Source organism: Aliiroseovarius sp. F47248L (genome assembly GCF_023016085.1).
Classification (GTDB): Bacteria; Pseudomonadota; Alphaproteobacteria; order Rhodobacterales; family Rhodobacteraceae; genus Aliiroseovarius.
Genome location: NZ_JALKBF010000001.1, coordinates 1,294,108 through 1,318,745 on the forward strand (window position 1 = coordinate 1,294,108; position 24,638 = coordinate 1,318,745).

Genomic DNA, 24,638 nt, shown 5'->3' on the forward strand with positions numbered 1-24,638 from the left:
TTACTTATCTTTTGACGTGTCGCCTACCGCGACTCGTTGAAAGGATTTGATTATGGACAGGGCAGATCGCGGATCAACCGCACTTACTGTTTTGGTTGATCTGAACTGGGACCGCTTTTTCTTCGCGGGCGCAATCTCCGCAGCGCTGGTTTTAAGTGCGGCGTTGCACAGCTTTCTGTAACTTAAGTCTGGTCAGACACTCTGCCTGGCGCCATCGTTGACTCAACCCGCCGCAGCAAGGCTGTGCACGGTATTAGTGTTGCCCCAAAGGGCAATTTGCTCTGCACAGCTTATGCACCCAACCACTCCTATTCTGACCGTTGAATTGGCACCTTGCCGCCCCCCTTCGAAAGTCTGCTTTCGCGCTTTGACAAGACCGTCACAACCCCTTATCCACATTGGCACTGGGATGTCTGGGGAAAGTAGATACGATGACATTTGATAAGGGGTTGAGCAGCAACCGTTTCAAAACAACAGGGCGCGGTGCAAAAGGTCTTTTGACCAGCAGCGGACTGGCATTTTTTCTTGCAATTTCCGGTGTTACGGTCACAGCACCTCAGGTCGTTGTCGCGCAATCCTATGCGTTCCAACGGATCGAGATTGAAGGCACGCAGCGGATCGAAGCTGCTACCATTCTGTCCTATTTGGGAATCGCTCAAGGGGAAACAGTCTCGGCAGCGCAGTTGAACGATGGTTATCAACGACTTGTCGGATCAGGTCTTTTCGAAGATGTCCAGATCCTCCCGCGCGGCAACACTCTGGTTGTGAAGGTTCGCGAATACCCCACAATCAATGTCGTGTCGGTTGAAGGGAACCGGAAAGTCAAAGATGATATTTTTTCCCCGCTGCTGAAATCTCAGCCGCGCCAGGTTTATAACCCGGCCAATGCAGAGCTGGACGTTCAAACCATCACCGAGGTCTATCAGGCGCAAGGTAGGTTGGCCGCACAGGTCACGCCAAAAATTATCCGACGATCAAACAACCGCGTTGATCTGGTGTTCGAAGTTGTCGAAGGTAAGAATGTCGAAGTCGAGCGTCTGTCTTTCGTCGGCAACCGACAGTTTTCCGACAGCCGTCTGCGGCGGGTTCTTGAAACCAAACAAGCTGGCATCCTGCGTGCCCTGATCCGTGCGGACACTTATGCGCCCGAACGGATCGAGTTTGATAAACAGGTTCTGCGCGATTTCTATCTGTCGCGTGGCTATGTGGATTTCAAAACTACGGGTGTCACAAGCGAATTTTCCCGCGAACGCGATGCTTTCTTCATCACCTTTTCGGTGCAGGAAGGACAGCAATTCCGGTTTGGCAACATCACAACCTCGTCCGAAGTGACGGGCGTAGACGCAGCTGACTATCAGGCGGTGCATAAATTGCGTTCCGGTGTTGTCTACAGCCCCGCGCTGATGGACAACGCAATTGCGCGCATGGAACGTTTGGCCATTCGCAATGGTCAGGATTTTGTCCGTGTTGAACCGCGCGTGACCCGCAACGAGCGCGCCCGCACGCTGGACATTGATCTGGTTCTTGTCCGCGGCCCACGCATCATTGTCGAGCGAATTGACATTGAAGGCAACGCAACCACGCTGGACCGCGTTGTGCGCAACCAGTTTCGTGTGGTTGAAGGCGACCCGTTTAACCCACGCGAGATTCGCGAAGCCGCAGAGCGTGTGCGCGCACTTGGCTATTTCTCAAACTCAAATGTCGAGGCGCGTGAAGGGTCGGCCCCGGATCAGGTTGTGATCGACGTTGACGTTGAAGAAGCCCCAACCGGTTCGCTTAGCTTCGGCGGTGTCTATAGTCTGGAAAACGGGTTTGGTCTGAACATCGCGTTCAAAGAGCGCAACTTCCTTGGACGTGGGCAATTTATCAGTGCCAGCTATTCAAGCGGCGAGGATGCATCGAGTTTCTCGTTCAAATTTGCTGAGCCTAATTTCCTGGATCGCGATCTGGAACTGGGGTTCGAAGCCTATTATCAGGAAACGGCATTTGCATCGTCTTTCTATAATACGCGGTCTTTGGCGCTACGGCCATCAATCTCGTTCCCGATCAGCGAATACTCCCGGCTCGGGTTGCGCGTCTATGGCGACGGTGCAGAGATCACTGATGTCGATGCTGACAGCTCGCAAGTCCTGAAGAACGAAAGCGCGCGTGGCCGACAAGTAGGCGCAGGCGTCGGATTGACGTGGAGCTATGACACACGGCGTACGGGACTGGATCCCAACCGTGGATATCTTCTGCAGTTCGACGGGGATCTTGGCGGTTTTGGTGCAGATTACCAATACGCAAGAGCAACCGCTTTGGCGCAGGCCCAGACCAAGATCTGGAATGATCAGGTGACTTTGACGGCGACTGTCGAAGGCGGGATCCTTCACGGTCTTGATGGTGCGTCATCCCGTGTGACCGATCGCTTCCGTCTTGGCCCGTCCAAGCTGCGCGGCTTTGCAACCAACGGGATCGGCCCTCGTGACCTGACCGCGATCAACCAAGACACTCTGGGTGGCAACAAGTTTGCCGTCGCTCGACTTGAGGCGCAATTCCCGGTCGGTTTGCCGGAAGAATACGGCATCACCGGCGGTCTTTTCCTTGATGCGGGTACGTTGTGGGGTCTGGACAACACGTTGGGTGGCACGATTGATGATAGCGCACATTTGCGTTCCTCGATCGGAGCGTCGATCTTCTGGGACACGCCGATTGGTCCGCTTCGTTTCAACTTCTCGCACGCGTTGGCCAAGGAAGATTATGACGAAGAAAACAGCTTCGAACTTACGATCTCGGCACAGTTCTGATCTATTGATCTGGAAGACGCTGCGATACGCATTTTGCGGCTTGCGGCGTCATGCCATCGGGGTCGTTTGCCCGGTTACGCTGGCTGCGGGATTTGTTTTCGGATCCGTTCCCGCGTCTGTGCTTGCCCAGCAAGCGGGCAGTGTCGTGTCCCAAATCGTAACCATTGATCGGCAAAGCCTGTTTTCAGACACGCAGTACGGCCGCCGGGTGGTCGAAACGGTCGAAACCGAACGGGTGCGGCTGGCCAGCGAAACGCGAAAAGTCGAAGAAGCGTTGGTGAAGGAAGAACGCGAACTAACCGACAAGCGGGACAGCATGTCGCCCGAAGAATTTCGCAAGATCGCTAAAGCCTTCGACGAAAAAGTTCAGGCATTGCGGACAGAAGGAACCGAGCGCGAGCAGGAATTCGTTCGAACGCTGGAGCGCGAACAAGCAGCATTCTTTGATCGGATCGGTCCGATTTTGGGTCAGCTTGTGCGCGAATTGGGCGCAGTTGTGATCTTGGATCGTCGCGCCATTTTGCTGACGACCCGAAATATTGATATCACCAAACTTGCCGTTGAGCGCATTGATCAAGTGTTGGGTGACGGACGCGATATTCAAGACGGCGCATCCACAACCCCTGCGGGAGAGACTTCCAATCCGGATCAGCCAGCGCCAGAAATGCCTGCCTTTCCCTTGGGCGACGTGACCCCGGATAGCACATCAACCGAGAACTGATTGCAATTGTTTCAGCCGTTCCAGACTGATAGTCAGTTAGGACTGGGCCACCAAGAGCCCCTTATTCAAAGGACGTGAACATGACATCAGACGTGCCCAGCACCGCCGATATTCAGTTGATCCAACAGTGTATTCCCCATCGCTATCCATTTTTGCTGGTGGATCGGGTTGAAGATATCCGCGCCAAGGAGTTTGCCAAGGGCATTAAGATGGTCACGATGAACGAGCCGCATTTTCAAGGTCATTTCCCGGGGCTGCCGATCATGCCGGGGGTCACAATCATCGAGGCGATGGCGCAGACCTCGGCGGTGATGGTGTCATTGTCGCTTGGGTTGGTTGGATCGGGTGCGGTCGTGTATTTCATGGGCATCGACAGTGCCAAGTTCCGTCGAAAGGTGGTGCCGGGCGATGTGCTTGAACTACATGTGACCACCATTCGCGGCGGCGCCAAGGTCTGGAAATTCGACGGACGTGCGATGGTCGGCGATGAATTGGCCTGCGAGGCGACCTTCATGGCGATGATCGACGTGACTGGTGGGAAAGGCTGACCAATGACTGCCAAAGGGGGCGTTGATCCCACTGCTGAGGTTCATGCCAGTGCCATTATTGAAGACGGCGCCGTAATCGGTGCCAATTGTCGGATTGGGCCATTTTGTTTGATCGGACCTAATGTCCAGATCGGCACCGGGGTCGAGGTGAAGTCTCATGTGGTGATCACGGGCGATACCGAGATCGGTGATGACACTGTGATCTTTTCATTTTCGGTGATCGGCGAGATCCCACAGGATCTAAAATTTGCGGGCGAAGACACCCGGCTTGTAATCGGCAAACGCAATCGCATCCGCGAACACGTCACCATGAACACTGGCACTGCTGGTGGTGGGTTTGTCACTCGGATCGGCGATGATGGGTTGTTTATGGCGGGTTGCCATGTCGCCCATGACGCACAGATCGGCAATAACGTCATTCTGGTGAACAATGTCGCCGTGGCTGGTCATGTGGTCATTGAAGACGATGTGATCGTCGGCGGTCTGTCTGGTCTGCATCAATGGATCCGCATCGGACGCGGAGCCATCATTGGGGCACTGTCGATGGTCACCGCAGATGTGTTGCCTTACGGGTTGGTGCAGGGGCCGCGCGCGGAACTGGATGGGCTGAACCTTGTCGGGCTGAAGCGGCGCGGAGTGGCGCGCAGCGACATATCGGCGTTACGAGCCGCGCTGAATGGTTTGAAAACAGGCGAGGGATCGTTCCGAGATCGCGCCGCCGGATTGATGGACGGCGCAGACAGTGACTATGTCCGCGAACTGGTCGCCTTTATCACCGGTGACAGCGATCGTGGGTTCCTGACCCCAAAATAGCGAGCAGCCATGACGACCGACCGCCTTGCCATCATCGCCGGAACCGGGGACTTGCCGCACCGTATTGCCGCCAGCAATCCGAATGCGCTGTTCGTCACCATCAAGGGCGTCGATGTGGCAGTTCCGGACGGGTATGAGTTGGTCGAAGCGAGTTATGAAAAGCTGGGAGCCCTGTTCAAATCTCTGCGCGGGGCAGGGGTTGCTCGGGTGGTTTTTGCCGGCAAGGTCGATCGGCCCAAGCTGAACCCTTTGCGGATGGACCGAGTCACGCTGGGTCTGTTTCCGCGGGTTAAGGCCGTGTTGGGCAAGGGTGATGATGCGCTTTTGCGTCTGGTGGCCGAGGTTTTCGAGGAACAGGGATTTCAGGTTGTCGCCGCAACGGATGTGGCGCAGGGGCTAAGTCTTGACGAGACAATCATTGGACGCGCACCCAGTGACCAAGATCGACGCGATGCAGATCGTGCATGGTCCATTTTGTCGACATTGGTCGCGGAAGACCTGGCGCAGGGAGCCGTGGTGGCAGGGGGGCAATGTTTGGGGATCGAGACCATTCAAGGCACCGACGCCATGCTGCGTTTTGTCTCTGAAACTCCAGAACATCTGAAGCAAGGCGCACGCGGCGTGTTTGTAAAACGGTCGAAACCGGGGCAGGACAGTCGCATGGACATCCCCACCATCGGCCCCGCAACCATCCAGGCTGTCGCCGCCGCTGGTTTGGGGGGCATCGTGATCCCGGCAGGGGACGTCATCGTTATGGAGCAGGACGAGGTGACGCGGCTGATCAAGACTCATGACCTGTTTCTGGATGTGCGCGGGGCGGGGTCATGAAGGTCTTTCTGATTGCGGGCGAACCATCAGGTGATCGGCTGGGGGCTGCGCTGATGGCAGGGCTGAAGACGCTTGTAGACGATATCGAGTTTCTGGGCGTTGGCGGGAGCGCGATGACGGCGGAGGGACTGCAGTCGCAGTTTCCGATGTCCGAATTGTCCATCATGGGCATTGCGGAAGTTGCACCCAAGTATTTTCACCTGAAACGGCGCATTCGCGAAACCGCCGAGGCGGTGATAGGTGCCAATCCCGATGTTCTGATCACCATAGATAGCCCAGATTTTTGTCTGCGTGTGGCGCGGATCGTCAAAGAGGACGAGGTCGAAGGTCTGACCTTTGGACACGACATTCCCACGGTGCATTACGTCGCGCCCTCGGTCTGGGCCTGGCGTCCGAAACGGGCGGAGAAGATGGCGCAATGGATCGATCATGTGCTGGCGCTTCTGCCGTTCGAGCCTCCCTATATGGAAGCTGCGGGGATGAGCTGTGACTTTGTCGGCCATCCGGTCGTGGCCGAACCTGTGGCCTCGGACGCTGAGGCACAGGCGTTTCGCGAACTGCACGGGGTTGATGATGGCCCTCTGATTCTGGCGTTGCCCGGTTCGCGCAAAGGCGAGGTAACGCGGCTCGCGGACCGTTTTGGAAAGAGTTTGGGCCGCGTTCAACACGACCACCCTAGTTTGAAGGTTGCGCTTCCGGTGGCACAAGGCGTGGAAGGGCTGGTGCGGGACGTGACGGTCAATTGGCCTGTGCGTCCGATCCTGATCCCCGCAGAACAAGCAGATCAAAAACGGGTAGCGTTTCGCGCGGCCGATGTGGCGCTTGCGGCATCGGGCACGGTGTCACTTGAGCTGGCCGCTGCTGGAACGCCGATGGTGATTGCCTATGATATGAACTGGCTGAGCCGATTGTTGATCGGACGTCTGTTAAAGGTGGACACAGTTACGTTGGTCAATCTGGTGTCTGAGACGCGCGTTGTGCCCGAGTTTTTGGGTCGCGACTGCGCGCCAGATCTGATCGCCCCGGCGCTGCTGTCGACGCTGGCCGACCCCTCGGCCCAGAAAGACGCGATGGCATTGACCATGGACCGTCTCGGCAAAAGGGGTGAGGCTCCCGGCCTTCGGGCGGCGCGTTCGGTGCTGGACGTGGTGACGCAAAGGCAAGCCATCTGACACGCCACCTGTCAAAATTCAGACTTTATTGCGCGTCGTTGCTTTCGCTCAGGATGGCCTGAACTTTGGGAATGATCTCGGGCATTTTTTCCTGCACCATCTTCAACACCATCGGTGTTTGGCGCTCAGTGACCTGCGGCAGTTTGCTCATCGCTGATCGTCCCAGATCGGTGGCGTAAAAGTCGCGAATGGCCTTGATCTCTTCAAATGTGAATAGTTCGGCCATCACGGAAGCCTGATCACGCATGATGTCATACATCGGACCGGTCATTTCATCCTGATACAGCTGATCAATCCGGGCAATCTGACCATCGTTCAGTGGAATACCCTTGGCGGTCACATCGGCCACAAGCGGTTGCCACATGGTCTTGACCATCGCATCCATGTCAATGTCTTCCAGCGTCGCTTCGATATATCCGGTGGCGATCGCCAGACGTTGTTCATATGTCTCTTCAGCCAAAAGCGGCGTGCCAAGAAGGGCGGCAGCGGCGAGGGCGGGAAACAATCTGCGCATGGGAAATCCTTTTCATGTTACTTCCCACCCATTCTTGACCCATTAAAAGGGCACCGCAAACACATTGGTCAAGTGGCGCGCCCTCTGAGAAAAATTGCTTAGCCGCGCCAGATCCAACCGCCGCCAAAAACCCGCGGGCCGTCCGGGGCATAGAACACACAGGCCTGACCGGGGCTGACACCTTCTTCGGGTGTTAGAAGCTCAACTTCAGCCTCTGTGTCGGAAATCGGGCGGATGATCGCCTCACGCGGCGGGCGGGTCGATCGGATTTTGACGCCCAAATGCCACTCCTTCCGCGCGGTGAACGGCTCGTCGCCCAACCAGTTGATTTCACGCACCGGGACGGTGCGGGTGGCCAGCAACTCTTTCGGGCCAACCACGACCTGTTTGGTGTCCACATCCAGCTTGACCACATAAAGCGGCTCGGACAGCCCGCCGATGCCAAGGCCGCGCCGTTGACCGATGGTGTAGTGGATAACACCATCATGGCGGGCCAGCACGCGCCCGTCGGCGTGAATGATGTCACCGGGTTCGGCCGCACCGGGCCGCAACTTTTCAATGACGCTGGCATAGTTGCCATCGGGCACGAAACAAATATCCTGACTGTCCGGCTTGTCGGCGACTTCAAGCCCGTATTTGCGGGCAAGCGCACGGGTTTCATCCTTGGTTTCCAGGTGGCCGAGTGGGAACCGCAGGTAATTCAACTGCTCTGGCGTGGTCGAGAACAGGAAATAACTTTGATCGCGGGCGGGATCGGCTGCGCAGTGAAGTTCAGGCCCGGCTGTACCATCCACGCGTTGGATATAGTGTCCCGTCGCCATGCAATCAGCGCCCAAATCGCGCGCGGTTTCAAGCAGGTCTTTGAACTTCACCCGCTCGTTACAACGGATGCAAGGCACAGGGGTGGCCCCGCCCAGATAGCTGTCGGCAAACTCTTCGATCACGGCATCTTGGAAGATGTTTTCATAGTCGAGGACATAATGCGGAAACCCCATACTTTCAGCAACATGTCGGGCGTCGTGAATGTCGATTCCGGCGCAGCACGCACCTTTCTTGGCCAAGGCCGCGCCGTGGTCATAAAGCTGCAAGGTCACACCGATCACGTCATAGCCTTCTTCGGCCAGCATCGCAGCCACGACTGAACTGTCCACGCCACCCGACATCGCGACCACGACACGGGTCTCGGCGGGCGGTTTGGCGAATCCCAGCGAATTCACCACCGGAGCGTCTTGCATTTTCACGGCCGTGGACATGACCAAATCCTTTCGAGAAGAATGACGGAATATATGAAAATTCGAACGAACAACAAGGGGCAGCTTCACGTCTCTTTAAGTGTACGGGGTGAAAATTGTCACAGACCAAGACGTGAGGGCTGAATATGTTTTTAAAAAAAGTAGAGGGGCCGCGCGCTGTGACCCTACCGGATGGGTCAGTCATGACCCGCGCTGATCTGCCTCCCAAAACCACGCGGCGTTGGGTGGCCAGTCGCAAAGCAGCGGTTGTGCGGGGCGTGATGTCCGGGTTGATTTCCGAAAAAGACGCGCAAGAGCTTTATGCGTTGTCGGAAGAAGAATTGGCAGAGTGGATCAAGGCAGTTTCCGACCATGGTGAAGCGGCTTTGAAAGCGACATCGCTACAAAGGTATAGACAACCATAGATTGTTTTCGCTAAAAGTTCTGCATGGGTAACGTGTGGTTAACCATTTCACGAGATGCTGACTGCGAACTTTAGGACTTTTAAGCGGAGAACCCAAAACATGCGTATCCTTTTGGTGGAAGACGACCCGACCACATCGCGAAGCATCGAACTGATGCTGACTCACGCCAATCTGAATGTCTATGCAACCGATCTGGGCGAAGAAGGGATCGATCTGGCCAAGCTCTATGACTATGACCTGATCCTTCTGGACCTTAACCTGCCGGACATGAACGGGCACGAAGTGCTGCGCCAGTTGCGCATGGCGCGGGTTGAAACACCCATCCTGATCCTGTCCGGTGCCGATGACACGGAAAACAAGATCAAGGGGTTTGGCTTCGGGGCAGACGACTACATGACAAAGCCGTTCCACCGCGAAGAACTGATCGCCCGCATTCATGCGATCATCCGCAGGTCAAAAGGCCATTCGCAATCGGTGATCAAGACGGGGCCAATTGCCGTCAATCTTGATGCAAAAACTGTCGATGTTGACGGGCGCACCGTTCATTTGACCGGAAAGGAATACCAGATGTTGGAACTTTTGTCGTTGCGCAAGGGCACAACCCTAACGAAAGAGATGTTTCTAAATCATCTTTACGGCGGGATGGATGAACCCGAATTGAAGATCATCGACGTGTTCATCTGTAAACTGCGCAAAAAACTGTCGACGGCGACTGGCGGCGACAGCCACATCGAAACCGTTTGGGGGCGCGGCTATGTTCTGCGCGATCCTGAGCCTGCTGAACTGGACGCAAAGATCGCGATGGGCGCCTAAGTCGGCACCGATCCGCTTTGCGTGACGGATCGGTAGCCTATTAGGGAAAACTCTGGTCAGACCTTCAGTTCACTGGCAATGCGCGCAGCAAGGCGCGCATTGTTTTTGACAAGGGCAATATTTGCCACCAAGGATGCGCCATCAGTTGCGTGAAAGATGCGATCCAACAGATATGGTGTTACGGATTTGGCCGCGACTCCTTCTGCGGCGGCGGCGGTCAAAGCCTCTTCGATCACCGGGGTGATCACCTCGGTCGGGATCTCATCCTCTGAAGGGATCGGGTTGGCGACGAAATGCCCACCCGCCAGGTTCATGCTTTGCCGCATTTTTATTGCGCGAGCGATTTGGGCTGGATCGTTCATCGACAAGGGAGCGGGCAGCCCGGAACTGCGCGACCAAAACGCCGGAAAGTCTGTTTGTCCAAAGGCAATGACCGGCACGCCGAGCGTTTCCAGAACTTCGAGCGTCTTTGGCAGGTCAAGGATGGCTTTTGCCCCAGCCCCAACAACCGTCACCGGTGTCTTGGCAAGCTCATGTAAATCGGCGGAGATATCGAAGCTGTCTTCTGCACCACGATGCACGCCACCGATGCCTCCGGTCGCAAAAACCTCGATGCCTGCCAGATGCGCCGCAATCATCGTCGCGGCGACCGTCGTTGCGCCTGTGCCCCCGGTCGCGATGCACGCGGCCAGATCAGCGCGCGATAGCTTGGCCACATCCTGGGCCTGACCCAAAGCCTCAAGCTCGGCATCGGTCAGACCGATATGCAACTGTCCGTCAAGAATAGCGATGGTCGCTGGGACGGCACCATTTTCGCGGATGACGGCCTCAACCTCGCGCGCAGTCTCAACATTCTGTGGCCATGGCATACCATGCGTGATGATCGTGCTTTCCAGCGCGACGATGGGTTGGCCGGTGCTACGTGCCGTTTCGACTTCGGGCGAGAAATGCAGGTCTATGGTCATGATACTTCTTCTCCGGATACATAATGGGCAGCGGTTTTCTGGGCGTGAGCCAGGGCTTCGATCCGGCTTTTGCCGGCCGTTTCGGCGGCGATATGGGCGGCCATGAAAGTATCGCCTGCGCCTGTTATGCGACGTACGCGCACAGCAGGGCAGGGGGTTTGGATAACATCTTCTGCTTTGCTGCCATCCGCGGCAAAACTGCCGCCATCCGTGACCAACACCCGGTTGGCACCTGCAGCAAGCAGCCCCTCGGCGGCCTCCAGCGCGTTGTCGAATGCTCTGCCAGCCAGATATCCTGCCTCTTCACGGTTCAGATAGAGCGTGGCGCCGGGATGCGACATCAATGGCAACAAGCGGCGTGCTTTGCCGGGGCTGGCTGGAGCGATGCGTAAATCTGCCGCCGCAAAGCTGGGCCGTTTGGCAATGTCCGTCAGCAGAGGTGCCGTCAGATTGCCATCAAGCGCGATCAAACCCGCAAAAGGTGCGTCGGCTGAACCCAACGTGCCATCTTCCAATGGAATCAGGATTGCATCGCCGGCAGCTTCCAACGAATGGGCATCAGCCAGTGCAGAAACAAGTCCCTGTGGACCTTCAATGGCCATGTAGATATCCGTCGGCAGACCGGAGGGGCGGTAAACGTATGAGGTGATAATCCCGCGTGCGCCGCATTCGGCCAACAATTCTTCACCTTCGGCGTCACGCCCGATGGCGGTCAAAATCGCGGGGCGCAGGTTGAACCGCTGCACCGTTTTGGCGATGTTCATCGCGACACCGCCGGGCAGGCGGGTGATGCGGCCGGGCTCGTCCGAGCCGATATCCATCGGCTGCTGTGTGCGCCCGATCACGTCCCACAAAACGGACCCGATGCAAAGAATATCGTGCTTCATGTTCATATCCCTGTTCTGCCGAGGATTCCGAAGCGATACAAGAGTGGATGCGTCTTGCATCCGCATCACCCCATGCGCCAGCAAAATATGGGCAAAACCTTTCTTTTGGGCTTGTCAGGGTTGGACCAGACGTCTATACGCCCCCCATCAATCCACAGGCGGGGTTGGGCTGATGAGGGAGAAATCCTCGGACGTCCGCCGGTTGAGCCGGGGAATGACCAAATGATCCAAGCCGCGAAAGCGGTTTGATTGCAAGGACATGAACCGCTCGTATGGCCCCGTTAAGGTAGAAACCGGAAAGGAAAAGAACATGGCGCTGCCTGATTTTTCGCTGCGTCAGCTTTTGGAAGCTGGCGTTCACTTTGGTCACCAGACCCAACGCTGGAACCCCCGTATGGCTCCGTTCATCTATGGTGAACGCAATGGGATCCACATTTTTGACCTGACGCAAACCTTGCCGATGCTCGACGCCGCGCTGAACGCCGTGCGCGAGACCGTTGCCAAGGGTGGTCGTGTGCTGTTCGTCGGCACCAAGCGTCAAGCTGCTGGAGCAATTGCAGAAGCCGCTGAGAAGTCGGCCCAGTATTATATGAACCACCGTTGGCTGGGTGGCACGCTGACAAACTGGCAGACCGTATCGCAGTCGATCAACCGTCTGAAAGAATTTGACGAGAAACTTGCAAACGGCGCTGAAGGCCTGACCAAGAAAGAGCGTCTGGGCATGGAGCGCGAGCAGGCAAAACTGCAAGCCTCGCTGGGCGGTATCCGCGATATGGGTGGCGTGCCTGATCTTCTGTTCGTCATCGACGTGAAAAAAGAAGCACTGGCGATCGCTGAAGCCAACAAGCTGGGCATCCCGGTTGTAGCTGTCGTCGACACCAACTGCCCGCCGGAAGGTGTGGATTACATCATTCCGGGCAATGACGATGCAGCGCGCGCAATTGCTCTGTATTGCGATCTGGTGTCGCGTTCGGCACTGGACGGTATGTCGGCACAGCTTGGTGCCGCTGGTGTTGATATCGGCGCAATGGAAGAAGCCCCGGCAGAAGAAGCTGTGGCTGAAGCTGCAGAAGAAGCTGCCCCGGCCGAATAACGACCGCACAAACGCGGGGCAGGGAGACTTGCCTCGCGTATCTGTCACAGAATTGATACGGGGCGCATGAATACAGGGCGGCATGTTAACGCGCCTGACACCCCCGACACACCAAGGAGCTGAGATATGGCAATCACTGCTGCACTCGTCAAAGAACTGCGCGAATCCACAGGCGTCGGCATGATGGACGCGAAAAAAGCACTGGTCGAAAACGATGGCGACATGGACGCCGCTGTCGACTGGCTACGCACCAAGGGCCTGGCAAAGGCCGCCAAGAAAGCTGGCCGCACGGCCGCAGAAGGACTGGTGGCTGTCGCCGTGTCTGGCGGTAAAGGCGTGGCCGTTGAAGTGAATTCGGAAACTGACTTCGTTGCAAAGAACGCAGAATTCCAACAGATGGTTTCAGGGATCGCCAATGCTGCTCTGAACGCGGCTGATCTGGACGCGCTGAACGCGGCTGATCTGGGTGGCAAGTCTGTTGCCGATACGATCACCAACAAGATCGCCACCATTGGTGAAAACATGTCACTGCGCCGCATGGCGTCGATCGAAGGTGAAAGCGTTGTTACTTATGTTCACAACGCTGCCGCTGATGGCATGGGCAAGATCGGCGTTCTGGTTGCGATGAATGGCGGCTCGGAAGAATTTGGACGTCAGGTTGCGATGCACATTGCTGCTGCCAACCCGCAAGCCCTGAACGAAGCCGAACTTGACGGTGCTGTTGTTGAGAAAGAACGCACGATCCTGACCGAGCAAGCGCGTGAAAGCGGCAAGCCCGAAAACATTATTGAGAACATGATCAAAGGCCGCATGAAGAAATTCCTGGCCGAAGTGACCCTGCTGGGTCAGGACTTCGTGATCAACCCCGACCTGACCGTCGAAGCTGCCGCGAAAGAAGCCGGCGCCGAGATTGTCGGATATGTCCGCATGGAAGTGGGCGAAGGGATCGCAAAAGAAGAAGCCGATTTTGCTGCCGAAGTGGCCGCTGCCGTTCAAGGCTGATCGGGCCTGACCATTGGATTTGGACAGGGCCGGGCAACCGGCCCTTTTTTTTCGTCTGCAGATTGAGCATAGGTCTGATTGGATCGCCAAATGAATTGCGGCGCCAACGGGAAGGTTGACGCCGCTAAGATTCACACGGGACATGTGTGTTTCTATGTCGATTTCCGGGTATTTAGGTTGCTGGTGTCTCAGGTAAGAATATTCCTTTGACACCAGCTCCCGGTTTCCCGGAAGAATGAGACGTTGTCTGAAATCGCAGTACGTCCACCCCTTCAAGTTCCAACGGCTTCAAAGCCACCACTCACGGAACAAGATCATTATGCCTCAAAATGATGCGAAATGGAAGTCAGGGTTTCCGTACCGTAAGGTCAATAAGACGTGATTATTTGTTCTCGGACGGTCGACAATTTAGGGATTTTACTGCGGATCAGTTCCTACATGCCGCTCTAATCAACCATGAGGGGAGCGAATCTGATTCAGGTAGGAAATTTTGAGAATGGCCTGTGCAGTTGTGTCGACCCCAAGTTTCGACCGAGCGATTCGCAAATGCTTCTCAACTGTAGCGGCTGAAACGCCCATGATCGTCGCGATATCCTGATTGGTCTTGCCGGTGCCTACCCATTCCAAAACCTCACGTTGACGCGCAGACAGTTTCGCACGGTCCGTTTGTTGGGGCAGGGACATGATTTTCAGATGCACTACATGGTTCAGTGTCTCGATGATATTCCCGTGCTCGTCCCAGATTTGATCGACCTGATCCTGAGTTAATCCGCTTCTCGCGGTCAAGGCCATCAATGCGCGCGTTCGTCTAGAGGATTCTGGAAACGAGATCGTATAGCCCGCAGTCACATTCATTTGCCGGTTGATATCCCGGACCTGCAAACCTTTTTCCGACAGTTTATCGACATTTTCATGCACCCAGGACCAACTGCATGCACCGCTGTTCTGCGAGGCCCATTCGATCATCGGTGAATGGCGATAGAGTTCGTCTTCGGTGTACAGACGCTCAACATACTCGCGCGGATGAGATGACAGGATCAGTGTATCTTCACGCGGGCCCAGAGATGTCGGTGTCGTGAAGTGAGTGCAGCCATAGACCAGACGATCGAATTCAAATTCGTTCATGGCCTCACAATGAACATCCCAAAGCTCGGTGACGGACGTGCATTGGCACATACGTGCAACGTAATCGAGCTTGGGATCCATTCAGACAGCTCCAGACATTTCAACGATGGTGTCATGCGGCGATGCCAAGCAGGTCGAGTGTCCAATTGGTGCCGACAATTCACGGCGCGGTGCGTCCAGAACGTGAAACGAAATCATCAATTAAATCCTTTTCTCGACCGTATTCTTTGCTTCTTTAGTAATAATTGTCGAGAAAAAACCTAAGGACAGGGCAACAACGGTGTTAATCCGTCGCATTTCAGCGAAACAACTGCACCAAGGCGAAGTTGCGACCGTGATTGTGACTGCCAGAAAAGCTTATTGGGCAGTAGTGAAACGCCCTTAGCGCTGTACATGAACAAGTTACAGGGTGTTGTTAACAAATACATACATCTGCATCAGATACAATTAACATAATACCGATTATACGCGAATGGTTAAGCGGAGTGTGCCTTACCCCAATGCGTAGCCAGTGCCACGCACAGTTCGCAGCGGATCATCTCCACCCTGTCGACACAGCGCTTTGCGCAGCCGTCCGACATGTACATCAACAGTGCGAGTGTCGACATAGACATCGCGACCCCAAACACGGTCCAGCAATTGTTCGCGGCTCCAGACCCGTCCGGGCTTTTCCATCAAGGTGGACAGAAGACGAAATTCGGTTGGTCCCAGTTTTACCGTGGCCCCGGCCCTCGTCACCCGGTGGCTTTCGCCGTCCAGCAGGATGTCCTGATACTCCAAAAGCTGTCCGACCGCTGCCGGACGTGTGCGCCGCAGTTGGGTGCGGATGCGCGCCATCAATTCACTGACTGAAAACGGCTTCACCACATAGTCATCTGCGCCGGTTTCTAGCCCGCGCACGCGGTCCACCTCTTCTGATCGGGCCGATAGCATGATCACAGGAATCGCGCGGGTTTCCTTGCGAGTTTTCAGGCGGCGGCAGATTTCGATGCCGGACACGCCGGGAAGCATCCAGTCCAGTAACACAAGGTCTGGCTTCACTTCTTCGATCAGGATCAATGCGTCGTCGCCGTTCTCCGCCATGGTGACATCATAGCCCTCTGCGCTCAGGTTGTAGCGCAGGATTTCCCGTTGGGCCGGTTCGTCTTCAACCAGCAAAACACAAGGTGCAGTGGCGCTCATGCCTTGGCTCCGGCATCGGTGGCGGTCGGAATTTCATAGTTGGGCGCATTGCCTTTCGGGCGTGCCTCGTCCGGCATTTCACCTGTGACCAGATAGATCACCTGATCCGCAATCGACGTTACATGATCCCCCATCCGTTCGATATTTTTCGCGATGAAATGCAGATGCATACAGGATGAAATGTTACGCGGATCCTCCATCATGAAGGTCAAAAACTCGCGAAACAGAGCGTTGTACATCTGGTCGATCTCAAGGTCGCGCTGGCGCACATCATGCGCCAGATCAGCATCGCGGCGTATATAGGCATCCAGCGCGTCCGTAAGCATAGATTGCGCTTCCCCTGCCATGCGTTTGATTGCCCCTGATGCGCCATCAATCGGATGCATATGCACCAGAACAGTGGTGCGTTTGGCCATGTTTTTGGCATAGTCGCCAATCCTTTCCAGATTTGCGGCGACTTTCATTACCGTCAGAACCGTGCGCAGATCCGATGCAATCGGCTGACGCAAAGCCAGCAAACGCGCGCATTCCTCTTGGATTTGCAAATCCAGCGCGTCAATCTTCTTGTCATTTTTGCGCACGGTTTCGGCCAGTTCCTCGTCCCGACGCTTCAGCGATCTGGCCCCTTCGCGGATGGCGTCTTCGACCATCCCGCCCATTTTCATCAGGTGGGCCTGGATTTCTTCAAGGTCGCGGTCAAACGCGGATGCGATATGTTGTTCGGTCATGTAAGTCTCCTGCCCCAGAGTTGGGCGAACCGTCGTCAGCCAATACGGCCAGTGATATAGCTTTCAGTGCGCGGGTCTGTGGGATTGGTAAATATCCGATCCGTATCCCCATATTCCACAAGGTTGCCCAAATGGAAGAACGCGGTTTTCTGGCTGACCCGTGCAGCTTGCTGCATCGAGTGTGTGACGATCACCACCGAGTAGTTTTCGCGCAGTTCGTCGATCAGTTCTTCGACCTGCGCGGTGGCAATCGGATCCAACGCCGAGCAAGGTTCGTCCATCAACAGCACCTCGGGCTCGGTTGCAATCGCACGCGCGATGCACAGGCGCTGTTGCTGGCCACCGGACAGCCCGGTGCCGGGTGCATGCAGACGGTCTTTCACCTCGTCCCAGATAGCGCCGCGTCGCAGGGATTTCTCGACGATCTCGTCCAGATCAGCCTTGTTGCGGGCCAGCCCGTGGATGCGCGGCCCATAGGCAATGTTGTCATAGATCGACTTGGGGAACGGGTTGGGTTTCTGGAACACCATGCCGACCTTGGCGCGCAATTGCACGGGATCGACGCGCTTGTCATAGATGTCTTCGCCGTCCAGACGAATATCGCCGTCGACCCGGCAAATGTCGATCGTGTCGTTCATCCGGTTCAGGCAGCGCAGGAAGGTAGATTTGCCGCAACCAGACGGGCCGATAAAGGCGGTCACGGTGTTGTCCTGAATGTCGACCGATACATCCTTGATGGCGTGGGTGTCACCATAGTGGACCTGCACGTTCTTCGCGGTGATCTTGATGTCATGCATCGCTGCGGTCCTTTCAATCTTCGTCATATCGTTCATGTGTTCGGTCTTTCATCTTGTTTTTGCGGTTGGCTTCAAGCCGCTCACCAGCGACGCTCGAACCGGCGGCGCAGGATGATTGCGATGATATTCATGCTCATGAGGAAAAGAAGCAGGATGATGATGCCGCCCCATGCCCGTTCATAATACGCGGGATCGGCGCGCTTGGCCCATTCATAGATTTGCGCGGGCATGGCCGAGTTCGGCGCCATGAACCCTTCGATCAAACCATCGGGGTAGTTCGACGCGATATAGCCCACCATACCGATCAAAAGCAGCGGTGCAGTTTCGCCAAGTGCCTGCGCCAGACCAATGATCGTGCCTGTCAGGATGCCCGGCATGGCCAACGGCAACACATGGTGGAACACCGTTTGCATTTTAGAGGCTCCTACCCCAAGAGCCGCTTCGCGGATCGACGGCGGGACTGATTTCAACGACGCGCGGGTCGAGATGATGATCGTCGGCAACGTCATCAGGGTCAGGACCAGCCCGCCCACCAGCGGCGCGGATTGCGGCAAATGCGCGAACTGGATGAACACAGCAAGGCCAAGGATGCCGAAAACGATGGACGGGACCGCGGCAAGATTTGCAATGTTGACTTCGATCAGATCGGTGAACCTGTTTTGCAGGGCAAATTCTTCAAGATAGATGGACGCCGCCACGCCGATTGGTAATGCGCATGCGAGCACCACTAGCATCATATAGAGACTGCCCAACATTGACACACCGATCCCCGCCTGTTCCGGGCGGCTTTCCGAGGCATCCGCCCCGGTGATAAAATCCAGATTAAAGGATCTGTTCACCAGCCCGGCCGTTTGCAACGCATCGACGATATCTAGATGTGCTGGCGTCAGGTTCTTGTCCCGCGCCAGGCTTTCTCGAGTCACGCGGCCCTTCAGATAGCCATCGACTCTAGACGATGCGAGCAGTTTGAATTCCACCGTTTCACCGATCTGTTCGGGATGGGCGATGACATGGTCACGAATGTCCGCCGCCGCGCCCGAACTGATCATCTTGCGAAGATCTTTGCCTTTGGTAAACGGGTTTTCCATACCTGTATCGGCTATGGCGCGGGCAATGGCATCGTCAATCAGCGGGTTGTAACCAAACGTTGTCACCTTCTTGATGGCCTCGATGTCACGGGTGCCGGATTTGTCCAGTTTTGCTTCCTGAAGGTCGACACTCAAGGTGATGAAGCTTTGCTGAAACGCGCCCACGCCCTTGAAAAAAATCGAACTGATCAGAACCACAAGAAAGATCAGTCCAACCGCGATGGCTGCGATGCCATAGGCGCGGAAACGGGCCTCGGCCGTGTTGCGTTTCTTGGTGCGGGCGTCCTGCGTCAACAGTGACGATGCGGCGTGCGGGGCAGAATTGGGCGCGCCGTCCGAAAATGCTGCGTCGGTCATTCGTATTGCTCCCTGTATTTGCGAACGATCATCAGCGCTAGGATGTTCAGGCCGAGCGTCAGGACGAAGAGCGTCATACCAAGCGCGAAGGCGACAAGCGCCTCAGGGCTGGCGAAGTCGCTGTCACCGGTCAACTGGCTGACAATCTTGGCGGTGACAGTGGTCATCGCCTCGAACGGGTTCAGGTCCAGCCGGGCTGCGGCCCCTGCCCCCATCACCACGATCATGGTTTCCCCGATCGCGCGACTGGCGGCCAGCAGCACAGCGCCGACGATCCCCGGAAGTGCTGCGGGCAAAACCACATGACGCACTGTTTCCGACTGCGTGGCACCCAAACCGAAGGATCCGTCCCGCATCGCCTGCGGCACCGCGTTGATGATGTCATCGGACAGCGAACTGACAAAGGGGATTAGCATGATGCCCATGACCAGACCCGCCGTCATCACCGAGCGTGCGCCCTGCATCCACCCCAGCCCGTCCGCGCCGAATACGCCCACCAGCATTGGCCCAACCACTGTCAGGGCAAACAAACCGTAGACGATGGTGGGAATACCAGCGAGCACTTCAAGCAACGGTTTGGCGAAGGCACGTGTGGTGCGGCTGGCATATTCCGCCAGATAGATCGCTGCAAACAGGCCGATGGGCACCGCGACCAGCAGTGCGACCAGCGATATGTAAAGTGTGCCCCACAGAAGCGGTAGGATGCCCAAATGTTCAGATCCGCCGCGTCCCTCGGGGCTCCAGACTGTGCCGAACAAGAAATCACTGGCCGGGAACATGCCGAAAAAGCTGATCGTGTTGAAGACCAGTGACAGGACGATGCCGATTGTGGTCAGGATCGCAAGGGATGCCGCCCCGATCAGCAACAATTTCACCCCAGCCTCGACCCGGTTGCGGGCCCGGAAAGTTCCCGAGGTCATGCGCATTGCGGCCAGAAAACCACCCGCTGCGATGATCAGGACAACCACCATCAATGCCAAATTTCCAGTTTCAGTTTTGCTGCGCAGCACTTGCGCAGCGGCCAGAACGGCGGGGCTGATATCGCCTCCAACGACGACACCGACCTGTGCCAGTTGCCCGCGCAGATCAGTGGAGGCAGCGTCAAGGTTGGTCACCCCGGCCTCGGTCAGGGAAGTTTGGAGGACCAGTTGGTCCAGCCCGACAGCCACGCGGTTTACGTCGCTCATGATCAGGTTCAACTGACCGCCATCCTCATAAAGCCCGTCGGGGATCAAACTCGCCACACTGGCGTTGATCGCAATGGGCTGCACGACAACCCACAGCGTTAGAACAAGAAGGGCTGGCACCAGGGCCAGCATCGCGACATTGAATCCATAATAATTCGGTAGGGAGTGAAGTTTCCGCCGATCCCCGTCGACCGAGGCCAGCGCGCGGCGGCGTCCAAGGAAAAAACCAAAAACAGCCAGCGCCAGTATGATCACGAGAAGCCAAAGTGCGGACATTGAATAACTCTTACAACAGCGATGCAGATCCTTAAGTGGATCTGTGGAATGATGCGGTGCGGGACCCCTGCCCCGCACCGTTTGGACTTAGTTGGTCAGAACGTCTTCCGCGGCCACCGCGGCTTGTGTGGCGCTCAGCTGGGGATCAGAAACAAGACCGTATTCCGACAGCGGGCCGTCTGGGCCAGCAATCTCGTCCGCGACGAAGAACTCGGCGAATTCCTTCAGGCCGGGGATCACGCCGATATGCGCTTTCTTGATGTAGAAATAGAGCGGACGCGACACCGGGTATGCGCCGGTTGCGATGGTTTCAGTCGACGGCAGAACCCCTGACATGGTGGCCACGTTCAGCGTGTCGGTGTTGTTTTCATAAAACGCCAGCCCAAAGATGCCGATGCCGTCCTTGTTCGAAGAAATCGAAGCCAGCGTCTCTGTATAGTCCCCGTCGATATCGACCGATTTGCCATCGGTGCGCACCGCGATACAGGCTTTCTCGGCGGCTTTTGTCTTGGCTTTTTCATCGTCACCTTCGGCTGCTTCAAGATAGAGCTCGAATGCGCCCGTGGCCTCGCATCCGGCCAGCAGCACCTTGTCCTCGAACACTTCGCGCGTCCCGTGCTTGGTGCCGGGGATGAAGGCGGCGATGTTGGCGGCGGGCAGCGTGTCGTTGAAGTCGGCCCACTGATTGTAAGGATTGTCGACCAGCGCACCGTCGACCACGACCTTCGCGCCCAGGGCGTTGAAGATATCGATGGGTTCGAAGGCGTCAAAATCCGGGCCGTCAATCTGGCTGGCGAAGACGATGCCGTCATAACCGATGCGCACCTCGACAATGTCTGTCACACCAGCGGCGGCGCAGGCTTCAACCTCAGATGCTTTGATCTTGCGTGAGGCGTTCGCGATGTCGATGGTGTTTTCCCCCACCCCTTCGCAGAACCGCTTCAACCCGGCAGACGACCCACCCGATTCGACCACTGGCGTCGGAAAGTCGAAATTTTCCCCGAAGGCTTCGGCCACGATCGACGCATAAGGCAGCACGGTCGACGATCCGGCAACCTGCACCTGATCACGGGCAGACGCAGCGGTTGCAGAGGCGGCAGCAATGGCCAGGGTGGAAGCGGTCAGTTTCACGAATGACATGGATAGCTCCTGATTAAATACGGCATCGCCCCCTCGGACGACATGTGGCTGTCCTATGGGTGTTGATCAAAGGTTTTGTGTAAATTTTGTAAAAGTAATGTGACAAACCGCGTTGCGCAGAGATTTTTCTGGGAAAGATCGCCAAAAATGTCAGGCAGTTTCCGGCATGGGCAGGCTTACAGTGAAGCAACTGCCCGCTCCCGGCGCGCTTTCGATCCGCAACCGTCCACGATGCCGGTTCACGATATGCTTAACGATGGCAAGACCCAGCCCCGTACCGCCCAACTCGCGTGATCGATGGTTGTCGACACGGTAAAACCGTTCGGTCAAACGACCCAAATGCTTGGGGTCGATCCCGTCACCATCGTCTTGCACTGCGACCTCCAGCCCCGGCCCCTTGAAAGCGGACACCTGCGGCAATGCATTCATTGTAATTCGAACAGTCCCACCTTTGCGCCCATATTTGATCGCATTTTCGATCAGATTGGTGAAAACCTGCGTCAACTGATCGCTCTCCCCAACAACGATGGTGGGTTGATCAGTTTCAAAGAAGAAACGGAAATCGACATCGCGATCCCTGGCAGAGGGGCTAAGCGCATTAATGACCAACGAAATCACCTGATCTAACTCGACCAAGTCGGTGGGGCGCACTCGTTCCAAATCTTCAACCCGGCTAAGCGATAACAGTTCCGTGACCAAACGGTTCATGCGGCTTGCTTCTTCTTCCATGATGTCCAGAAACCGCGCGCGCGCATCGGGGTCATCGCGTGCCGGGCCGCGTAGGGTTTCAATGAAACCGGACAGCGCAGTCAAGGGAGTGCGTAACTCATGACTGACATTTGCGACGAAATCCGACCGCATCTGTCCAGCTTCCTCATGGGGCGAGACATCTAGAAAGGTTAGCAGTACACTGTGGTCCGACACCAACTCAGCCAAATGTACGTCGTAGAGCATATCGCGACCATGTTTGGAAATTACCAGCCGCGCATCGGCGTGGGCGTCGCCGGTCAACACAGTTTCGATGGCCTCAAGTAATGAAGGTTGACGGATGGCCGTGGCAACGTGACGCCCAACCAAGTCCACCCCGAAAATGTTCGTCGCGCCATCATTTTGACCGGTGACGCGTTGATCACACCCGACCACCAAAACAGGCACGGGAAAGGCTTGCAACACTTCGTCGGACGACATCAAACAGAAGAACCCTTGGACCAATCTACACTTGCACAGGGATGGCGGCATTATGTCGCCACGTCAAACACCAAAATTGCGAAATTCATCGTGATGCTAGAATTGCAAACCGCAGGCTCGCCTTATATGTGTGATCCGAAAAAGCGAACGACAGGCGGACAACACGATCCTGCGTCGCTGTGCATATCATAGTTGGGGCCACAAGGTTTGCGAACGAGTGTTGGGGTGATGACAGACAGCCACACAAAAAAACCGATGCTGCTTGTATTGGGCGACGGAGTGATCTCAGACGACAGGCTGACCCAGTCATGTCGCCTGACCCATATGTCATGCGATATGTTTTTTGATCTGACACGCGCAGAATTTGATAAACAAGACATTCAATTGGTCGTGTCAGCTCTGTTTTCCACGCAAACAGATTGCATCGAGATTGGACAGCATCTTAGCACAATCGGTTTTCACGGTACCTATCTGATCTGTACCGACACGTTGCCCAATCCGAAGGTCATCAAACGCGAACTGCACCAGCTTTATCCGGACTTACACTGCTTGATTATGACTCCGGACGACCTGATCGATTTTCTAAACAGCGCGCGCCCGGCCGCTGCTCAGTAAATCAGATCATGGTCATCTCCTGTCAATTTATCATAGTGACGCGCTAGATAGCTGAGCGCGACCCGCAGCATGTATTTCCCAGACCGAGCAGGCATCGCCATGTCAGCTTCAATCCGCTCCATGCCGCGTTCGTGGCAACAGACGGCCATTGCTACCTGCGCTAGCTCTGGTCCAAGGGCTGTCATCGCTTCACCAAACCGCTTGCGTGCATCAAGCTTTCGATCAGACGGGTGCCCAGATGCAGATGTTCCTGAAGACTGAATGGCGGCCTGAACACGGTCCCACGTGTTTAGGCCAGAGACCGCGCACTGGCCTAATGCGAAATCGCGGTGCAACCGCTCGGCTGCGCGGACCAAATCGGGACCCAGATAGGGATCTTGTCGACCCTTTGCGCGTGCCAGCACCCGCACGGGGCTGTCAGCGCCAATCGGGCGTTTTGTCCGATTGGCGACATTTTTTTGGATACCGGCACCAAGTTGTTTAGATACCCCCATAAAACTTGCTTGAGATTCCGCAAATCCAGTCGCGCGGCTTTCCATTTGTGCCAATATACGGTTTAGGGCGATACGACCGTCCGGGGTCATGTGATAGCGACAAATCCGTCCCTTTGTGCTGCCTTCGATCCATCCGCGTAGCGCCATCACTTCAACAACCTCGGTGGGGCCTTTGGCCAAGGTCGCCGGATCACCATCATCACGAGCAGCCAACACAACAGCGGTATCAACGCCCTGACTGACAACCATTACAGCCCGGTCCTTCATCATCGCCCGCAGCAAACGAAGCATATGGGGTGAAACCGGATCATCTTCCGGGCTGTCCTGAACGTGTTCACCGGCTTCAAGATCGGTCTGACCGTCGCGCACCCCTGCCCCCAAGCGAGTCAGCAGCGCGTCAACCAAGGGATCATCTCTGCGGGATTCGGTTTTCCGCACCTGCCGCATCACGGTCGAGGCATGAACACCCATGTCGCGTGCAAGTGCCCGGATCGACGTGCCCTTTTCCGTGTGTTTCAGATACAGGTGAACCTCGTCCGGCAACCAGCGCAGTACAGAGTTGTGTTCGATCCCAGATGGCGTCGCGTTTTGCATTCAAGCCCCTTCCAATTGGCATACCGTGCGTTTCGCGATATTCCACCGCGCAACCGCAGGTTGAATTT

General features: G+C 56.2%; 25 protein-coding genes. 12 read left to right on the forward strand and 13 right to left on the reverse strand.

All coding sequences use genetic code 11. From position 1 onward, the window contains the following. Positions 1 to 52 precede the first annotated feature (52 nt). The 7 genes from MWU51_RS17050 (at position 53) to lpxB (ending at position 6,868) form a co-directional block, all read left to right on the forward strand. Positions 53 to 181 carry a hypothetical protein gene (locus MWU51_RS17050; RefSeq protein ID WP_281502645.1) on the forward strand — a complete coding sequence of 43 codons (129 nt, stop codon included), beginning with the start codon at positions 53 to 55 and terminating at the stop codon, positions 179 to 181. A 250-nt stretch (positions 182 to 431) separates the two neighbouring features. Beyond that, positions 432 to 2,786 (forward strand): outer membrane protein assembly factor BamA, encoded by a 2,355-nt coding sequence (bamA, locus tag MWU51_RS06485; protein ID WP_247035746.1) that lies wholly within the window; start codon positions 432 to 434, stop codon positions 2,784 to 2,786. After that, on the forward strand, positions 2,740 to 3,507 hold the full coding sequence (locus MWU51_RS06490; protein WP_247035748.1) for an OmpH family outer membrane protein: 768 nt from the start codon (positions 2,740 to 2,742) through the stop codon (positions 3,505 to 3,507). Before bamA ends, MWU51_RS06490 begins: the two co-directional genes overlap by 47 nt. Positions 3,508 to 3,587: 80 nt before the next feature. After that, positions 3,588 to 4,055, forward strand: coding sequence for a 3-hydroxyacyl-ACP dehydratase FabZ (fabZ, locus tag MWU51_RS06495; protein WP_247035749.1), 468 nt, complete (start codon positions 3,588 to 3,590; stop codon positions 4,053 to 4,055). 3 nt (positions 4,056 to 4,058) lie between these two features. Beyond that, complete coding sequence (lpxA, locus tag MWU51_RS06500; protein WP_247035750.1) at positions 4,059 to 4,868, forward strand: acyl-ACP--UDP-N-acetylglucosamine O-acyltransferase; 810 nt, start codon at positions 4,059 to 4,061, stop codon at positions 4,866 to 4,868. Positions 4,869 to 4,877: 9 nt separating this feature from the next. After that, complete coding sequence (gene lpxI, locus MWU51_RS06505; protein ID WP_247035751.1) at positions 4,878 to 5,696, forward strand: UDP-2,3-diacylglucosamine diphosphatase LpxI; 819 nt, start codon at positions 4,878 to 4,880, stop codon at positions 5,694 to 5,696. Continuing rightward, the gene (gene lpxB / locus MWU51_RS06510; protein ID WP_247035752.1) at positions 5,693 to 6,868 is read left to right on the forward strand and encodes a lipid-A-disaccharide synthase; all 1,176 of its coding nucleotides are present in this window, start codon (positions 5,693 to 5,695) and stop codon (positions 6,866 to 6,868) included. The genes lpxI and lpxB overlap by 4 nt, the downstream gene beginning before the upstream one ends. Before the next feature lie 25 nt (positions 6,869 to 6,893). On the opposite strand, the gene MWU51_RS06515 is transcribed toward lpxB, so the two are convergent. Beyond that, positions 6,894 to 7,382, reverse strand: a complete 489-nt coding sequence (locus MWU51_RS06515; protein WP_247035753.1) for a DUF2059 domain-containing protein — start codon at positions 7,380 to 7,382, stop codon at positions 6,894 to 6,896. 98 nt (positions 7,383 to 7,480) lie between these two features. After that, the gene (mnmA, locus tag MWU51_RS06520) at positions 7,481 to 8,635 is read right to left on the reverse strand and encodes a tRNA 2-thiouridine(34) synthase MnmA (RefSeq protein ID WP_247035754.1); all 1,155 of its coding nucleotides are present in this window, start codon (positions 8,633 to 8,635) and stop codon (positions 7,481 to 7,483) included. Between the two features lie 125 nt (positions 8,636 to 8,760). On the opposite strand from mnmA, the gene MWU51_RS06525 reads away from it, so the two are divergent. Both MWU51_RS06525 and MWU51_RS06530 read left to right on the forward strand, forming a co-directional pair. Continuing rightward, a complete protein-coding gene (locus MWU51_RS06525; RefSeq protein WP_247035756.1) occupies positions 8,761 to 9,039 on the forward strand; it encodes a DUF1153 domain-containing protein in 279 nt (92 codons plus the stop codon). A gap of 99 nt (positions 9,040 to 9,138) precedes the next feature. After that, positions 9,139 to 9,852 (forward strand): response regulator transcription factor CtrA, encoded by a 714-nt coding sequence (locus MWU51_RS06530; protein ID WP_091430055.1) that lies wholly within the window; start codon positions 9,139 to 9,141, stop codon positions 9,850 to 9,852. A 56-nt stretch (positions 9,853 to 9,908) separates the two neighbouring features. Here the strand turns inward: MWU51_RS06530 and MWU51_RS06535 are convergent, their stop codons facing one another. After that, on the reverse strand, positions 9,909 to 10,817 hold the full coding sequence (locus tag MWU51_RS06535; RefSeq protein WP_247035757.1) for a pseudouridine-5'-phosphate glycosidase: 909 nt from the start codon (positions 10,815 to 10,817) through the stop codon (positions 9,909 to 9,911). Next, positions 10,814 to 11,710 (reverse strand): PfkB family carbohydrate kinase, encoded by an 897-nt coding sequence (locus MWU51_RS06540; protein ID WP_247035759.1) that lies wholly within the window; start codon positions 11,708 to 11,710, stop codon positions 10,814 to 10,816. The genes MWU51_RS06535 and MWU51_RS06540 overlap by 4 nt, the downstream gene beginning before the upstream one ends. A gap of 304 nt (positions 11,711 to 12,014) precedes the next feature. Between MWU51_RS06540 and rpsB the strand changes: the two genes are divergently transcribed. After that, complete coding sequence (gene rpsB / locus MWU51_RS06545; protein WP_247035761.1) at positions 12,015 to 12,797, forward strand: 30S ribosomal protein S2; 783 nt, start codon at positions 12,015 to 12,017, stop codon at positions 12,795 to 12,797. Positions 12,798 to 12,923: 126 nt separating this feature from the next. After that, positions 12,924 to 13,799, forward strand: coding sequence for a translation elongation factor Ts (gene tsf, locus MWU51_RS06550; protein WP_247035763.1), 876 nt, complete (start codon positions 12,924 to 12,926; stop codon positions 13,797 to 13,799). Between the two features lie 450 nt (positions 13,800 to 14,249). Here tsf and MWU51_RS06555 read toward each other — a convergent pair whose 3' ends face one another. The 8 genes from MWU51_RS06555 to MWU51_RS06590 form a co-directional block, all read right to left on the reverse strand. Then, on the reverse strand, positions 14,250 to 15,005 hold the full coding sequence (locus MWU51_RS06555; protein WP_247035765.1) for a LuxR family transcriptional regulator: 756 nt from the start codon (positions 15,003 to 15,005) through the stop codon (positions 14,250 to 14,252). A 411-nt stretch (positions 15,006 to 15,416) separates the two neighbouring features. Continuing rightward, entirely contained in the window at positions 15,417 to 16,106 is a 690-nt protein-coding gene (phoB, locus tag MWU51_RS06560) for a phosphate regulon transcriptional regulator PhoB (RefSeq protein ID WP_247035767.1), read from the reverse strand. Further along, entirely contained in the window at positions 16,103 to 16,834 is a 732-nt protein-coding gene (phoU, locus tag MWU51_RS06565; RefSeq protein ID WP_247035769.1) for a phosphate signaling complex protein PhoU, read from the reverse strand. Before phoU ends, phoB begins: the two co-directional genes overlap by 4 nt. Before the next feature lie 35 nt (positions 16,835 to 16,869). Continuing rightward, positions 16,870 to 17,667, reverse strand: a complete 798-nt coding sequence (gene pstB / locus MWU51_RS06570) for a phosphate ABC transporter ATP-binding protein PstB (protein ID WP_247035770.1) — start codon at positions 17,665 to 17,667, stop codon at positions 16,870 to 16,872. Positions 17,668 to 17,711: 44 nt separating this feature from the next. Then, a complete protein-coding gene (gene pstA, locus MWU51_RS06575) occupies positions 17,712 to 19,076 on the reverse strand; it encodes a phosphate ABC transporter permease PstA (RefSeq protein WP_247035771.1) in 1,365 nt (454 codons plus the stop codon). Then, complete coding sequence (gene pstC / locus MWU51_RS06580; RefSeq protein WP_247035772.1) at positions 19,073 to 20,539, reverse strand: phosphate ABC transporter permease subunit PstC; 1,467 nt, start codon at positions 20,537 to 20,539, stop codon at positions 19,073 to 19,075. Before pstC ends, pstA begins: the two co-directional genes overlap by 4 nt. Before the next feature lie 87 nt (positions 20,540 to 20,626). Next, positions 20,627 to 21,679, reverse strand: a complete 1,053-nt coding sequence (locus MWU51_RS06585; protein ID WP_247035773.1) for a substrate-binding domain-containing protein — start codon at positions 21,677 to 21,679, stop codon at positions 20,627 to 20,629. Between the two features lie 150 nt (positions 21,680 to 21,829). Next, positions 21,830 to 22,867 (reverse strand): ATP-binding protein, encoded by a 1,038-nt coding sequence (locus tag MWU51_RS06590; protein ID WP_247035774.1) that lies wholly within the window; start codon positions 22,865 to 22,867, stop codon positions 21,830 to 21,832. Positions 22,868 to 23,095: 228 nt separating this feature from the next. Between MWU51_RS06590 and MWU51_RS06595 the strand changes: the two genes are divergently transcribed. After that, positions 23,096 to 23,482 carry a hypothetical protein gene (locus tag MWU51_RS06595; protein ID WP_247035775.1) on the forward strand — a complete coding sequence of 129 codons (387 nt, stop codon included), beginning with the start codon at positions 23,096 to 23,098 and terminating at the stop codon, positions 23,480 to 23,482. Here MWU51_RS06595 and MWU51_RS06600 read toward each other — a convergent pair. After that, on the reverse strand, positions 23,476 to 24,570 hold the full coding sequence (locus MWU51_RS06600; RefSeq protein WP_247035776.1) for a DUF6456 domain-containing protein: 1,095 nt from the start codon (positions 24,568 to 24,570) through the stop codon (positions 23,476 to 23,478). The two genes, MWU51_RS06595 and MWU51_RS06600, sit on opposite strands and share 7 nt — an antisense overlap. Positions 24,571 to 24,638: the final 68 nt, after the last annotated feature.